The sequence below is a fragment of the Amycolatopsis sp. NPDC102522 genome (assembly GCF_055584485.1).
This window is the reverse complement of the sequence record NZ_JBVJLY010000002.1, coordinates 623,052-636,359: the sequence shown is the minus strand read 5'-3', so window position 1 is coordinate 636,359 and position 13,308 is coordinate 623,052. Positions and strand designations below refer to the sequence as shown.

The following is a 13,308-nucleotide window of genomic DNA, read 5'->3' as shown; positions in this document are numbered from 1 at the left end:
CAGTGTCGCGCAGACGGTGCGTTCCGCGCGCCCGCTTTTCCGCGTGCGACCCTGGTGGCATGTCGAACCGCCTGAAGGCCGCGACCAGTCCGTACCTGCTGCAGCACGCCGAGAACCCGGTGGACTGGTGGCCCTGGGGCGAGGAGGCGCTGGCCGAGGCGAAGCGGCGGAACGTGCCGATCCTGCTCTCGGTCGGCTACGCGGCCTGCCACTGGTGCCACGTCATGGCGCACGAGTCCTTCGAGGACGAAGCCACCGCGACGCTGATGAACGCGAACTTCGTCAACATCAAGGTGGACCGCGAGGAGCGCCCGGACATCGATTCGGTGTACATGGCGGCCACGCAGGCGATGACCGGTCAGGGCGGCTGGCCGATGACGTGTTTCCTCACGCCGGAGGGCGAGCCGTTCCATTGCGGCACTTACTACCCGCCGTCGCCGCGGCCGGGGATGCCGTCGTTCTCGCAGTTGCTCGTCGCGGTCGCCGAGGCCTGGGGTGAGCGTCCGGACGAGCTGCGTTCAGGCGCTCAGCAGATCATCGCGCATCTCACGGAGAAGAGCGGGCCACTGCCCGAGTCCGTTGTGGACGGTGTGGCGCTGGAAGCCGCGGTCGCTTCGCTGGGCAAGGAGTACGACGCCGAGAGCGGCGGATTCGGGGGAGCGCCGAAGTTCCCGCCGACGATGGCGTTGAACTTCCTGCTCCGTCACCACGAGCGCACCGGATCGGAGCTTTCCTCGGTCGGGCACACCGCCGAAGCGATGGCGCTCGGCGGGCTCAACGACCAGCTCGCCGGTGGTTTCGCGCGCTACTCGGTCGACGCGCGGTGGGAAGTGCCGCACTTCGAGAAGATGTTGTACGACAACGGTCTGCTCCTGCGTTTCTACGCCCAGTTCCACGGCGTGACCGGCTTCGACTACGCGCGGCGCACGGTCGAGGAGACCGCGGAATTCCTCCTTCGCGATCTCGGGACTGCCGAAGGTGGCTTCGCCGCTTCGCTCGACGCGGACACTGACGGCGTCGAGGGTCTCACCTATGTCTGGACTCCCGCGCAACTCGCCGAAGTGCTCGGCGAGGAGGACGGCGCTTGGGCGGCCGAGCTGTTCCAGGTGACCGAACGGGGCAACTTCGAGCACGGCGCGTCGACTCTGCGGCTGCGTGAGCCGCACCCAGAGGACGAAACGCGTTACGAGCGGGTCCGCCGTGCCCTGCTGGCCACACGTGACGGACGCCCCCAGCCCGCCCGTGACGACAAGGTCATCGCCGCGTGGAACGGGCTCGCGATCGGTGCGCTCGCCAAGGCGGGCTCGCGGCTGAATCGTCCACAGTGGATCGATGCGGCCGCTCGTGCCGCGGCTTTCCTGATGGAAACCCATTTCGTGGACGGACGGCTGCGCCGGACCTCGCGCGACGGCGTCGTCGGCACGACGGCCGGGGTGCTGGAGGACTACTCATGCCTCGCCGAAGGGCTCCTCGAACTCCACCAGGTGACCGGGGAGCCGCGGTGGCTCGCCGACGCGATCACCCTGCTGGACCTCGCGTTGGCCCACTTCGGCATCCCGGACTCGCCGGGTGCCTATTACGACACGGCCGACGACGCGGAAGTCCTGGTGCAGCGGCCTTCCGACCCGACCGACAACGCGAGCCCGTCGGGGGCTTCGGCGCTGGCGAACGCGTTGCTGACCGCGTCCGTGCTGGCCGGGCACGATCAGGTGGGCCGCTACCGCGAGGCGGCCGAGCAGGCGCTGGCGCGCGCGGGACGGCTCGCCGCCCACGCGCCGCGCTTCGCCGGGCACTGGCTCACGGTCGCCGAAGCCGCAGCCGCGGGCCCGGTCCAGGTGGCCGTCGTCGGACCGGACGCCGCCTCGCGCGCGGACCTGCTGGCCGCGGCCGTCGCGTCGCTGCCGGACGGTGCGGTTGTCGTGAGCGGGACTCCGGAAGCCGAGGGCGTGCCGCTGCTCGCCGACCGCCCGCTGGTCGAGGGCGGCGCTGCCGCGTACGTGTGCCGTGGGTACGTGTGCGAGCGGCCGGTCACCTCCCCGGAAGACCTGCGCGTTCAGCTCACCAGTCCCACGCCATAGGGCCGAAGGCGCCGCCGCCGGTCTGCGGTGCTCCGACCGGCTTCACCGCGACCTGTGGCTTCGGCTTCGGCTTGGCCGTCGTGGACTTCGGCGGCTTCGTCGAGGTGGTCGGCTTGCCCGGTTTCGTGGTGGTGGTCGGCGGGACACCGATCACCGTGAACGGCCGGGTCGACTTGCGTCCGTCGGTGCAGGTGAGGGTCGCGACGTACTTGCCCGGCGTCTTCACCGCGCGCCCGTAGCCGCCGTACTTCCCGAAGTTCCCGCCGATGGTCCATGTGACCGGCTCGGCCAGACCCGGCGAGGTCACCGGGCCCTTCGGGGTGCAGCCGCCCGCGGCGGCCCTGGTCTCGGCGTAGATCTGCCCGCCGGGTTCGACCTCGCTCGGCGCGAGGCCCCACGACGGATCGGTGGCCGCCGAGGCGGGCGCGATCACCGCCAGTTGAGCCGCTCCGAACATGAGAGCGCCGATCATGGCCTTCTTCAGCATGTTGTGCCCCTTTCCCCAGGTGCTGCCGAAGGAGACACGTTCGCGCAGGTCATCAGGTTGCCTCGGGTTTCGCCGGGGGAGAACACGGCTGACTGTCGGCCGCTGCGAGCGTAGCGTCGGTAGCGTTGTAATCATGTAATCGCGGAGGCGAGCATGCACACCTACTTCAGGACGGCGAGACATATGGGACGCGGTGGCTGGAAGGGCCGGGGCGGCTGGCAGCAGGCGGATATCCCTTCGGCGGACGACGCGGCGGCGTGGTTCGGCGGGCGGCTCCCGGAGGGCTGGTTCACCGGGGACCCCGTGGTCACGGTGGATCGCGAAGAGATCGTCATCGTCGGTGAGCTCCAGCCGCTCAGCGGCGAATACGCCGACGACGCGGCCCGTGCGGCGGCCGAGGACGGCCGGATCAGCCGGTTCCGCGAGGAGACCCGCGACGAGCGGATCGAGATCGCGCGCCAGGCCGAGCACCGGTATCAGCGCAAGGTCGCTTGGGGCGCGAGCCTCGGCGGCACGAGGCACCTGTTCACCACGCATTCGGCGCCGGTCATGACCAGGCTGCGGCAGCCCGAGCGCCTGGTCCTCGACACCCTCGTCGACGCCGGCGTCGCCCGTTCGCGGTCGGAAGCGCTGGCCTGGGCGGTCCGGCTGGTCGGGGAGCACGCGGACAGCTGGCTCGCCGAGCTCCGGGAGGCGATGACCAAGGTCGACGATCTCCGCTCACAGGGACCGGACCTTTCCTGAGACCGGGGTCCGCCCCTAGAGTCGGGATTCCGCCGTCTTCACCGAAGTCCTCTTGCGAAAGAAGGCGTCATGGACGGCAGATTCTCCCGGCGTTGGCTGATCAAGGGCGGTCTCGTGGTGGCCGCGAGCCCCTTGCTCGCGTCCACCGCCTCGGCGGCCCCGGCCCTGAAACTTCCCTGGCCCGAAGCCAACGACATCGTCGCGCGGACGAAACGTCCGGTCTTCCCGGACCGGACGTTCTCCGTCCTCGATTTCGGTGCCAAGGGCGACGGGAAGACCGACAACACCGCCGCGATCAAGAAGGCGATCGAGACGGCCAACGCGCGGGGCGGCGGGCACGTCGTCGTGCCGAAGGGCACCTTCGTCACCGGTGCGGTGTACCTCAAAAGCGACGTGGACCTGCATCTCGCCGCGGGCGCGGTACTCAAATTCGGTTCCGACGCCTCGAAGTTCCCGAACGTGCTCACCCGCTACGAGGGCATCGAATGCGTCAACCGGTCGCCGATGATCTACGCGTACAAGGAATCCAACATCGCGGTGACCGGGCCGGGCACGCTCGACGCGGCCGATACGGCTTCCTGGAACAAGGGCAAGGACCGCGAGTACCTGGAATCGCTGGTGGCCGAGGGAATCCCGCCGGAGAAGCGGATCGTTCCCGGCTCCGGGCACGCCATGCGGTCGACGTTCGTCGAGCCGTACTCGTGCGACACCGTGCTCATCCAGGGCGTGACGCTGAAGAACCCGGTGTTCTGGCAACTGCACCCCACGCTGTGCCGGAACGTCACGATCGACGGCGTCCGCACGGACGCGAGCACCGCCCACTCCAACACCGACGCCTGCGACCCCGAGTCCTGCGACCACGTCGTGATCGTGAATTCCCATCTCGGCGCGCACGACGACAACATCGCGCTCAAATCGGGCCGGGACGCCGACGGCCGCCGGATCGGCGTGCCGTGCCGGAACATCGTCGTCGCGAACTGTGTGATGGACGGCAACTGGGGCGCGATCACCTGCGGCAGCGAGCAGACCGGCGGCATCAGCGATGTCTACGCGTACAAGCTCACCGTCACTGGAGAGACGAAGTACGCGCTGTACGTCAAATCGAACACCTTGCGCGGCGGGTTCACCGAGAACATCAACCTCGACAGTGTCTCGGGCACCTTCGCCCGCTCGTTCGTGTATGTCCTGCCGGATTACAACGGCCAAACCGGCTCGTACGTCCCCCGGTTCGGGCCGTTCACCATCAGCGACTCGGCGAGCACGAAATGCGGGCGGGCGGCGTTCGACGTCCGCGGGTTGCCCAACTCACACGTTCGGGGCCTGCGGGTGCGCGATTGCCGCTTCGGCGGCGTCGCGAGCACGGAGAACACCCTGGAACACGTCGATGACCTGCGGTTCGAGAACACGACGATCAACGGGAAACCGGTCTGATTCGTGCTGCGCCCTCCGAAGCGGTGCGGCAGGCTGAACGCAGACCGCACCGCATCGGAGGAATCGTGGACACACCAGGACTTCCCGCGAAGATCGACCCGGACGCGCTGACCACCGTCCTCGATGGACGGTGGGCCGAGCTACGCCGAGCGGTGCGCGCGCAGATGGCGGCGGAGGACTTCAAGGACCCCGTCGACCTGGACGTCGAAGCACACCGGGCCCAGGTGCTCGAGTGGCTGCGCAAGCTTGCCGAAACCGACCGCCCGGGGCTCGGCTTCGACCCGGCGCACGGCGGTGGCGGCGACGTCGGCGGTTCGGTGATGTCGTTCGAGATGCTGGGCTTCGGCGACCTCTCGCTGATGGTCAAGGCCGGTGTCCAATGGGGGCTGTTCGGCGGCGCGGTGCAGCTGCTCGGCACCGAACGCCATCACGAGCGCTACCTGCGCAGGATCAAGGATCTCGACGTCCTCGGCTGCTTCGCGATGACCGAGCACGGCCATGGCTCGGACGTCCAGCACCTGCGCACCACCGCGACCTACGACCCGGCCACGCGCGAGTTCGTCGTGCATACGCCGGACCGGGGCGCGACGAAGGAGTACATCGGCAACGCCGCCCGCGACGGTGAACTCGCGGTCGTGTTCGCGCAGCTGATCACCGGTGGCGAATCGCGCGGCGTGCACGCGTTCCTGGTGCCGATCCGCGGCGAGAACGTGCGCGGCGTCGAGATCGAGGACTGCGGCCGCAAGGCGGGCCTCAACGGCGTCGACAACGGGCGGCTCACGTTCACCCAGGTGCGGGTTCCGCGCGAAGCGCTGCTCAATCGGTTCGGTGACGTCGCCGAGGACGGCACGTACACGAGCCCGATCGAAAGCGACGGCCGCCGGTTCTTCACGATGCTCGGCACGCTCATCCGCGGCCGGGTCAGCGTCGCGGGCAGCGCCGGCAGCGCCACGAAACGCGCGCTGGCCCTGGCCGTCCGGTACGGCGAGCAGCGGCGGCAGTTCGCGCGGCCCGACGGCGACGAGGTCGTGATCCTCGACTACCGCGCCCACCAGCGGAAACTGCTGCCCGCGCTGGCGACGTCGTACGCGCTGCACTTCGCGCAGGAAGCGCTCGTCGCGACACTGAACGACATCGCCGAGGACGCGCCGGAGGAAGAGCAGCGGGAGCTGGAATCGCGTGCGGCCGGGATCAAAGCCGTCTCGACCTGGCACGCGACGGCGACCATCCAGACCGCCCGCGAAGCGTGCGGCGGTTCCGGTTACCTGTCGGAGAACCTGCTCGCCGGGCTGAAGGCCGACACGGACGTCTTCACCACCTTCGAGGGCGACAACACCGTACTGCTGCAACTGGTCGCGAAAGGCCTGCTGACCAGCTACAAGGACCACTTCGAAGACTTGAGCCCGCTCGCGACCGCGCGGTTCGTGGCGGAGCAGTTCGTCGAGGCCGTGATCGAACGGACGTCCGCGCGCAAGGTCGTCGAGCGGCTCACCGACGCCGACGACAGCGACGTCCTGTACTCGCGCGAATGGCACTTGAAGCTGTTCGAAGACCGCGAAGAGCACGTACTCGGCGGCGTCGCGCAGCGTCTGCGTAAAGCCGCTTCGGACCCCTTCGGCGTCTTCAACGACGCGCAGGACCACGTGCTGCGCGCCGGACGTGCCCACGTCGACAGGGTGGTGCTCGAAGCGTTCATCAACGCCATCGAGCGCTGCGCCGACGCGGACGCACGGGAGCTGCTGGAGCGGGTCTGCGACCTCTACGCGCTCGCGAACATCGAGGCGGACCGCGGCTGGTTCCTCGAACACGGGCGCCTGACCTCCGGGCGCTCGAAGGCCGTCACCGCCGCGGTGAACGCGTTGTGCGCCGACCTGCGCCCGCACGCGCGGACGCTCGTGGACGCCTTCGCTATCCCCGAGCAGTACCTAGCGGCTCCGATGCTTCAGGACTGAGTCCGGCACGCTGCTCGGCGAGCTCGGCCCGCAACGCCTTGACTTCGCGGGTCAGCTCGTCGAGATGCTCGCGGGTGACGGCCTGCGCGCTCTCGTCGGCCTCGGTCACCCGGCGGATCAGCCACGACGCCAGCGTCGCGGTGACCACACCGAGCAGGGCGATCCCGGCCACCATCAGCCCGACCGCGACGACGCGGCCGGCGCCGCTGACGGGATAGCGGTCGCCGTAGCCGACCGTGGTGATCGTCGTGATGGACCACCACACCGCGTCCGGGAAATCGGTGATCGGCGCGTCCGGCGTGGCCCGTTCGGCGTCGAGCACGGCGAGCGCCGAACAGAACACGATGAGCGCCGTCGCGCCCACCGTGTAGACCACGACGCGGCCGCGCAGCGACAGGCCGGCGTTGCGGTTGAGGACGTTGAGCACCGTGACCAGCCGGAGCAGCCGCAGCTGCCGGATCAGTGGGAGCACGATGATCAGCAGGTCGAAGACGTTGCTCTTCAGGAACGCCCGTTTGTCCTCCGCGTGCTTGAGGCGGACGCCGTAGTCCAGGGCGAAGACCGCCCAGGAGAGCCAGGTGACGACCTCGCACCAGACCCGGCCGGTGTGCCCGAGCGAGGGCTGGAGGATCGGCCAGGCATACGCGGCCAGGAACAGTACGGCGGCGGCGTTGAGCGGCCATTCCATCCGCTTTTCCCACATCGGGCGACTCCTCACCTGGCCTTTTCCAGGTGCGTACGTTAAGCGATGTCGAGGGCTGTTCCATAGAGTTTCCCGGCCCTGAGGGTGATGTAGAGCCTGTCGCCGTCATCGGGTGTTCGCGTGACTTCGGAGAGTTCCGCTTTTCCTTCCACGACCGCGAATTTCCAGTGATCGGCGCTGGAGACGTAGAGCGAAGCGGTGGGGTTGTTGCGGAGCTGTTTGACCTTGAGGCGGTCTTCGGTCGTGCTGATCCGGATCTCGCGGGTCTCGGGATCCCAGGCGTAGACGACCGTGGAGAGGTGCGGGCGGCCGTCGCGCTTGAGGGTCGCGAGGGCGCCGAAGGTGTGCTCGGCGATGAAGGCGCTGAGGGCCGCGTCGTCGAGGGGGCGGGGCGGTGGGTTCTTGGCCATGGTGGCGATCATGGCTCTGGTGGCGGGGGCGCGGAAGAAGGCACTTTCTTGTGCCAGAGGGAACACGCGTGTGTCCGTCCAGGTCACGGTGGTCATGTGCGGGCGGAGATGCCCCGAATGTGGCATTGGGGACGCTCAACGTCCCCAACGCCACATTCGGGGCATGGTTCACCAACCCGTCCGCGAGCACGACACCTTTGTCCCACCCTCACTACCTCAAGTGGGAAAGGGTGTGCTGACCGAGCCGAATAGTGGCTCGCCTGGTGATCGAGTTTCCGCCGGGCAACTGGTGGACTGGGTCGGGAGGTCGCTTTGCTTGTTCGAGTGGTTGCTGAACGGAACGGCTGGTCCACGTTCATCTCAGGTGTGCCGGTGGCCGCGGATGGTGCATCGTTCAACGAAGCGATGGACGAGATGGTCGACGCCCTGCGGGCGTACGCCGAAGACTGGCACCTGCGGTTGCGAGGCGCTTCGAACCATCGTGACAACCATGGCTTGGTTCAACTGATCGACAAGAGCGATGACGAGCAACTGCGCGAGTGGCTCGCCAGCACGACCAACGCGAGCTAGGCGTACATCGCCAGCCAGATGGCAATGTAGTGCGAAACCGCGGCCAGCACCGTGCAGGCGTGGAAGTACTCGTGGTACCCGAATGTCTCCGGGAAGTGGTTCGGCCACTTCACCGCGTAGAACACCGCGCCCAGCGTGTAGAACAGCCCGCCGACGCAGAGCAGGACGAGGGCCGCGATGCCGGCGTGCGCGCCCAGTTCGGGCAGGACGAAGACGGCGACCCAGCCGAGTGCGATGTAGATCGGCACGCCCAGCCAGCGCGGCGCGTTCGGCCACAGCATCTTCAGAGTGACGCCGCCGATCGCGCCGCCCCACACGATCGCCAGCACGATGTACCCGTTCGGCTTGGACATCGCCAGAAGGGTGAATGGCGTGTAAGTGCCGGCGATGAACAGGAAGATCATCGAATGGTCGGCGCGCTTCATCCATTCGTATGCTCGCGGGCTCCACAAGCGACGGTGGTAGAGCGCGCTGACGCCGAAGACGCCGAGCACGGTCAGGCCGTAGACCGAAGTGGACAAAGCGGCTATAGGCGACACGGTGGACGCCGCCAGGCTGATCAGGGCCGCGGCTCCGGCGACAGCGCCGAAGAAGGACCAGAAGTGAAGGTGACCCCGCAGGCGAGGACGTGTGTCCACCAAGGGCGTGGGGCCGGACGGCTGGGGTTCGGTCTCTACGCTCACTCTCCCAGGTTACGGCACCGTAGGTTTTTTACCAGTGTCCGTGGCGCGTCCCACTGGGGCTTCCAGGGTGACTAGTGTCCTCTGGCGTGAGTCTTCGGTCCTTCTTGTCAGACGTCGTGTACAGCGCCTACGGCAGGCGCCTGATCCAGCAGGCCAAGGGGCGCCATCCACGCCATATCGCCATCATGCTGGACGGGAACCGCCGTTGGGCGCGTGAAGCGGGCTTCACCGACGTCGCCGACGGCCACCGTGCCGGCGCCAAGAAGATCGCGGATTTCCTGAGCTGGTGCAACGAGGCCGACGTCGAGGTCGTCACCATGTGGCTGCTGTCGACCGACAACCTCGGCCGCGCGGTCGAGGAACTGAGCCCGCTGCTGAAGATCATCACCGACGTGACCGACGAGCTCGCCGCGCCGCACACGCCTTGGCGGCTCCGCATCGTGGGAGCCCTTGACCTGCTGCCGCCGGAGGTCGCGAAGGCCCTCAGCGCGGCCGCGGAGCGCACTGAGGGGCGCTCCGGGATGGAGGTCAACATCGCGGTCGGTTACGGAGGGCGTCAGGAGATCGCCGACGCGGTCCGCAAACTCCTGCTCCAGCACGCCGACGAGGGCACCTCGATCCGCGAGCTCGCGAAGATCCTGGACGTCGACCACATCTCCGAACACATGTACACCTCGGGCCAGCCGGATCCGGATCTGATTATCCGCACCTCGGGTGAGCAGCGGCTTTCCGGATTTCTGCTCTGGCAATCGGCGCATTCGGAATTCTGGTTCACCGAAGCTTATTGGCCCGCATTCCGCCGGGTCGATTTTCTCCGCGCCATGCGTGATTACGCGTGGCGGCACCGACGCTTCGGTTCCTGACCGGTGACATGACGAAGGCCCCGGCGTGCACTCCGGGGCCTTCGACGTCGTCACTGAAGATCAGTGGTTGTGCTCCAGCGAGTGGAGGATGAGGGCCGGGGTGGTGGCCACGCCCGCGTAGGCGCCGGCGACCAGCGAGGCAGCACCGTAACCCAGCGCGCCACCGCCCTCGATGAACGTGTTGTAGGCGTCGCCGAACGTCGGGTCCGGGGTGCCGGTGGTGTCGCCGGTGGCGGCGAACGCGGTCCCGCCGACCATCATGATGCCCGCGGCGACGGCGGAAACGAAACCAGCCTTCTTCAGCACTTCGCACTCCTAAGTAGAGATATTCAGGGGGTCGGGGGCACCGAATCCGGTGGGGGTGTCCCGCAGTGAGAAAATTACTCGCTATTCAGGCTCTGTGACCGTCTCGTAAGCCCATTGTGTGAGCCGAAAAAGGCCCGTTTCACTCGGTCCGGTTCTCTGTCTCGGGCACAAAATGCGGCCCGCTACCAAGCGTGGTAGAACCTTCGCTCCCATCAGGTGAACGCCCTCTGTGGCGTTAATCCATCCGGGTCACATCGACGAGCGTCCCTGAATGGAGATCATCACTACGCACGGTGATGGTGACCAGGTGTTGATGTCACGCGACCGACAGTGAGATGACGGTTTGGCGAATCACCGTGGTGGCTGCCTGCGCGATCGGCCGGACGCAGGTACCTTCCGAAAGTGAGGGTTCGCGTCCCATGCGGACTCTCACGGGAGGCCCTGGTCGTGGCGGTTGTCGACAGGGCGGCACAGCCGCCCAGTGGATGCACGAGGGGGCCGGCACCCGGCCCTCGCGGTCGTGCCGGCTGACGCGGTAAGCGTCAGAAGGAGCGGTCAGTCAGGGAAGTGCCCGGCCCAGCGAGTGCGGGCGTGGTGCCACGCCCACGAGGGAGATGCCGTCGTGACTGCGCAGCGTTCACCCCGCAAGGCCTCTGGCCGTTCTTCGACCGGTGCCCCTGGCCCGGAGAAAGCCTCGATCTCGCCCGAATCCCAGCGGTCCACTTACGTGCTCGACACGTCGGTCCTGCTCTCTGACCCCTGGTCGGTGTCTCGTTTCGCCGAACACGCGGTCGTGCTCCCGCTGGTCGTCATCAGTGAACTGGAGGCGAAACGTCACCACCCCGAACTGGGGTGGTTCGCGCGCGAAGCGCTTCGCATGCTCGACGACCTGCGTCGTCAGCACGGCAGGCTCGACGCGCCGATCCCGATCGGTGAGCACGGCGGCACCCTGCAGGTGGAGTTGAACCACTCCGATCCCACGGTGCTCCCGGTCGGTTTCCGCACCGACTCCAACGACCACCGCATCCTCGCCTGTGCGCTCAATCTGGCGGCGGAACGCGCTTCGGTCACACTGGTGACGAAGGACATCCCCCTGCGCGTCAAGGCGGGCGCCGTCGGTCTCGAAGCCGACGAGTACCGCGCGCAGGAGGTGACACCCTCGGGCTGGACGGGGATGGCGGATGTGGACGTCCCGCAGGCCCTGGTCGACGCGCTGTTCAGCGGGTCTTCCGTGGATCCGGCGGAGTTCGGGATGCCCGAGGTCGGTGAACTGCCCTGTCACACCGGGCTGAGGCTGCTCGCGGGCAGCTCCAGCGCGTTGGGCAGGGTCACCGCGGACAAGCGGATCCGGCTCGTGCGCGGTGACAAGGAGGCTTTCGGGCTGCACGGCCGGTCGGCCGAGCAGCGGGTGGCGCTGGATCTCCTGCTGGACTCCGACGTCGGCATCGTCTCGCTGGGCGGCCGCGCCGGGACCGGTAAGTCGGCGCTCGCGCTCTGCGCGGGGCTGGAATCGGTGATGGAACGCCGCCAGCATCGCAAGGTCGTGGTGTTCCGGCCGGTGTACGCGGTCGGTGGCCAGGAACTGGGCTACCTGCCCGGTTCCGAGAGCGAGAAGATGCAGCCGTGGGCTCAGGCGGTGTTCGACACCCTCGGCGGGCTGGTCAGTCAGGAGGTCCTCGACGAGGTCTTCGACCGCGGCATGCTCGAGGTGCTCCCGCTGACCCACATCCGCGGCCGGTCGCTGCACGACACGTTCGTCATCGTCGACGAGGCGCAGTCCTTGGAGCGCAATGTGCTCCTGACCGTGCTTTCGCGGCTCGGTACGGCCTCGCGGGTCGTGCTCACGCATGACGTCGCGCAGCGCGACAACCTGCGGGTCGGGCGGCACGACGGTGTGTCCGCGGTGATCGAGAAGCTCAAGGGGCATCCGCTGTTCGCGCATGTCACTCTGACCCGGTCCGAGCGCTCGCCGATCGCGGCGCTCGTCACCGAGATGCTGGAGGACCACGGATAGCCGATCGGGGAGTCCTCTTGGGACAGTCCTAAGGGGACTCCCCGTGCTTCCTTCGCACCGTGGCGAGATCGGCGTCGTGGGTGGGCCCGTGGGAAAGGCGGTTCGGCGCCGCCGTGGAATAGAAACAGGAGATCGCCGGGACGACGTACGGGTCTTGGTCGGCGGTGAGGCACAGCAGGAGATCCCAGTCGTCCATTTCGACCAGTGACTCGTCGAAGCGGGCTTCGGGGAGCCCTGCGCGATGGGCGACGGCGCCGGTGTCGGCGAGGTTCTCCGCGAGCAGGGCTTCGCGGCTGTACGGCTTGAGCAGCAGCCGCGGCAGCCCTTCGACGTCGTCGATGACGTACCCGCCGTACGCTGTGGTGATCTCCGGGTGCTCGCCGAAAGCCCAGGCCAAAGCCTTGAGCCACAAGGGATGCATGGTGTTGTCGTCGTCGAGGTAGGCGACGACGTCGCCGGTCGCTTCGGCGAGGGCCGCGTTGCGTGCGGCGCTGACCCTGTTGTGTGCCACGCGGATCGTGCGGATACGCGGGTCGTCGAGGGCCGCGAGCACCTTGGGCGTGGAGTCCGAACTGGCGTCGTCGACGATCACCAGTTCCCAGTTCTGATACCGCTGTGCCCGGACCGATTCGATCGCACGCGGCAACAGAGTGGCGCGGTCGTGCGTCGGCAGGACGACCGAGATCTTCGGGGTGGCCGCGAGTTCCAGCGGTTCGAGCCACTGGGCGAACGTCTGGACGGCGCGCGCGGCTTCGAGTCGCCCCGCCCGGAGATGAAGGCCCTCGAAGGCGGTGTCGTGGCTTTCGAGCCAGCCGTCGAGGGCTTCCTGTCGCGAGCCGAGGGCCTCCTGCTTGGCTTCGACGGTGGTGATGCGCGCGTCGCCGTCCCGCAACGCGCGGCCGTGGTCCTCGAGCCAGGCGTTGTGGTGTTCCAGAACCGCGCGCAACCGCTCCAGCTCCGCGGCCTGGGCCGCGACCACAGAACGCAGTTCGGCGAGCTCGTCACTGTCCTCGTGGCGGCGGTCCACTGCCGCCGCCACGGTTCGTCTGAGGCGCTTCACCCGGTGC

At 68.0% G+C, this 13,308-nt stretch carries 13 protein-coding genes; 7 read left to right on the top strand and 6 right to left on the bottom strand.

Annotation, left to right across the window (positions count from 1 at the left end; translation table 11 throughout):
* The first annotated feature begins 59 nt into the window (after window positions 1-59).
* Window positions 60-2,078, top strand: a complete 2,019-nt coding sequence (locus tag ACZ6YV_RS08830; RefSeq protein WP_465509058.1) for a thioredoxin domain-containing protein — start codon at window positions 60-62, stop codon at window positions 2,076-2,078.
* On the opposite strand, the gene ACZ6YV_RS08825 is transcribed toward ACZ6YV_RS08830, so the two are convergent.
* The gene (locus tag ACZ6YV_RS08825; RefSeq protein ID WP_465509057.1) at window positions 2,059-2,565 is read right to left on the bottom strand and encodes a hypothetical protein; all 507 of its coding nucleotides are present in this window, start codon (window positions 2,563-2,565) and stop codon (window positions 2,059-2,061) included. The genes ACZ6YV_RS08830 and ACZ6YV_RS08825 overlap by 20 nt on opposite strands.
* Before the next feature lie 183 nt (window positions 2,566-2,748).
* Between ACZ6YV_RS08825 and ACZ6YV_RS08820 the strand changes: the two genes are divergently transcribed.
* The 3 genes from ACZ6YV_RS08820 (at window position 2,749) to ACZ6YV_RS08810 (ending at window position 6,692) form a co-directional block, all read left to right on the top strand.
* Window positions 2,749-3,309, top strand: coding sequence for a hypothetical protein (locus ACZ6YV_RS08820; protein ID WP_465509299.1), 561 nt, complete (start codon window positions 2,749-2,751; stop codon window positions 3,307-3,309).
* A 69-nt stretch (window positions 3,310-3,378) separates the two neighbouring features.
* Complete coding sequence (locus ACZ6YV_RS08815; RefSeq protein WP_465509056.1) at window positions 3,379-4,740, top strand: glycoside hydrolase family 28 protein; 1,362 nt, start codon at window positions 3,379-3,381, stop codon at window positions 4,738-4,740.
* 65 nt (window positions 4,741-4,805) lie between these two features.
* Window positions 4,806-6,692, top strand: coding sequence for an acyl-CoA dehydrogenase family protein (locus ACZ6YV_RS08810; protein ID WP_465509055.1), 1,887 nt, complete (start codon window positions 4,806-4,808; stop codon window positions 6,690-6,692).
* Here ACZ6YV_RS08810 and ACZ6YV_RS08805 read toward each other — a convergent pair.
* Together ACZ6YV_RS08805 and ACZ6YV_RS08800 are read right to left on the bottom strand one after the other, a co-directional pair.
* Window positions 6,649-7,395 carry a potassium channel family protein gene (locus ACZ6YV_RS08805; RefSeq protein ID WP_465509054.1) on the bottom strand — a complete coding sequence of 249 codons (747 nt, stop codon included), beginning with the start codon at window positions 7,393-7,395 and terminating at the stop codon, window positions 6,649-6,651. The genes ACZ6YV_RS08810 and ACZ6YV_RS08805 overlap by 44 nt on opposite strands.
* A gap of 38 nt (window positions 7,396-7,433) precedes the next feature.
* The gene (locus ACZ6YV_RS08800; RefSeq protein WP_465509053.1) at window positions 7,434-7,805 is read right to left on the bottom strand and encodes a pyridoxamine 5'-phosphate oxidase family protein; all 372 of its coding nucleotides are present in this window, start codon (window positions 7,803-7,805) and stop codon (window positions 7,434-7,436) included.
* A 324-nt stretch (window positions 7,806-8,129) separates the two neighbouring features.
* On the opposite strand from ACZ6YV_RS08800, the gene ACZ6YV_RS08795 reads away from it, so the two are divergent.
* Window positions 8,130-8,375, top strand: a complete 246-nt coding sequence (locus tag ACZ6YV_RS08795) for a hypothetical protein (RefSeq protein ID WP_465509052.1) — start codon at window positions 8,130-8,132, stop codon at window positions 8,373-8,375.
* Here the strand turns inward: ACZ6YV_RS08795 and trhA are convergent.
* A complete protein-coding gene (trhA, locus tag ACZ6YV_RS08790; protein ID WP_465509298.1) occupies window positions 8,372-9,013 on the bottom strand; it encodes a PAQR family membrane homeostasis protein TrhA in 642 nt (213 codons plus the stop codon). The genes ACZ6YV_RS08795 and trhA overlap by 4 nt on opposite strands.
* Window positions 9,014-9,144: 131 nt before the next feature.
* Between trhA and ACZ6YV_RS08785 the strand changes: the two genes are divergently transcribed.
* A complete protein-coding gene (locus ACZ6YV_RS08785; protein WP_414939890.1) occupies window positions 9,145-9,921 on the top strand; it encodes an isoprenyl transferase in 777 nt (258 codons plus the stop codon).
* Window positions 9,922-9,981: 60 nt separating this feature from the next.
* Here the strand turns inward: ACZ6YV_RS08785 and ACZ6YV_RS08780 are convergent, their stop codons facing one another.
* Complete coding sequence (locus tag ACZ6YV_RS08780; protein WP_465509051.1) at window positions 9,982-10,227, bottom strand: hypothetical protein; 246 nt, start codon at window positions 10,225-10,227, stop codon at window positions 9,982-9,984.
* A gap of 727 nt (window positions 10,228-10,954) precedes the next feature.
* Here ACZ6YV_RS08780 and ACZ6YV_RS08775 point away from each other — a divergent pair.
* Complete coding sequence (locus tag ACZ6YV_RS08775; protein WP_465509297.1) at window positions 10,955-12,241, top strand: PhoH family protein; 1,287 nt, start codon at window positions 10,955-10,957, stop codon at window positions 12,239-12,241.
* Between the two features lie 28 nt (window positions 12,242-12,269).
* On the opposite strand, the gene ACZ6YV_RS08770 is transcribed toward ACZ6YV_RS08775, so the two are convergent.
* Complete coding sequence (locus tag ACZ6YV_RS08770) at window positions 12,270-13,301, bottom strand: glycosyltransferase family 2 protein (protein ID WP_465509050.1); 1,032 nt, start codon at window positions 13,299-13,301, stop codon at window positions 12,270-12,272.
* Window positions 13,302-13,308 lie beyond the last annotated feature (7 nt).

Excerpts from the sequence above, each read along its gene's own strand:
- ACZ6YV_RS08830 (WP_465509058.1), top strand. The coding sequence starts at position 60 with ATGTCGAACCGCCTGAAGGCCGCGACCAGTCCGTACCTGCTGCAGCAC.
- ACZ6YV_RS08820 (WP_465509299.1), top strand. The coding sequence starts at position 2,749 with ATGGGACGCGGTGGCTGGAAGGGCCGGGGCGGCTGGCAGCAGGCGGAT.
- ACZ6YV_RS08825 (WP_465509057.1), bottom strand. The coding sequence starts at position 2,565 with ATGCTGAAGAAGGCCATGATCGGCGCTCTCATGTTCGGAGCGGCTCAA.
- ACZ6YV_RS08805 (WP_465509054.1), bottom strand. The coding sequence starts at position 7,395 with ATGTGGGAAAAGCGGATGGAATGGCCGCTCAACGCCGCCGCCGTACTG.
- ACZ6YV_RS08815 (WP_465509056.1), top strand. The coding sequence starts at position 3,379 with ATGGACGGCAGATTCTCCCGGCGTTGGCTGATCAAGGGCGGTCTCGTG.
- ACZ6YV_RS08800 (WP_465509053.1), bottom strand. The coding sequence starts at position 7,805 with ATGGCCAAGAACCCACCGCCCCGCCCCCTCGACGACGCGGCCCTCAGC.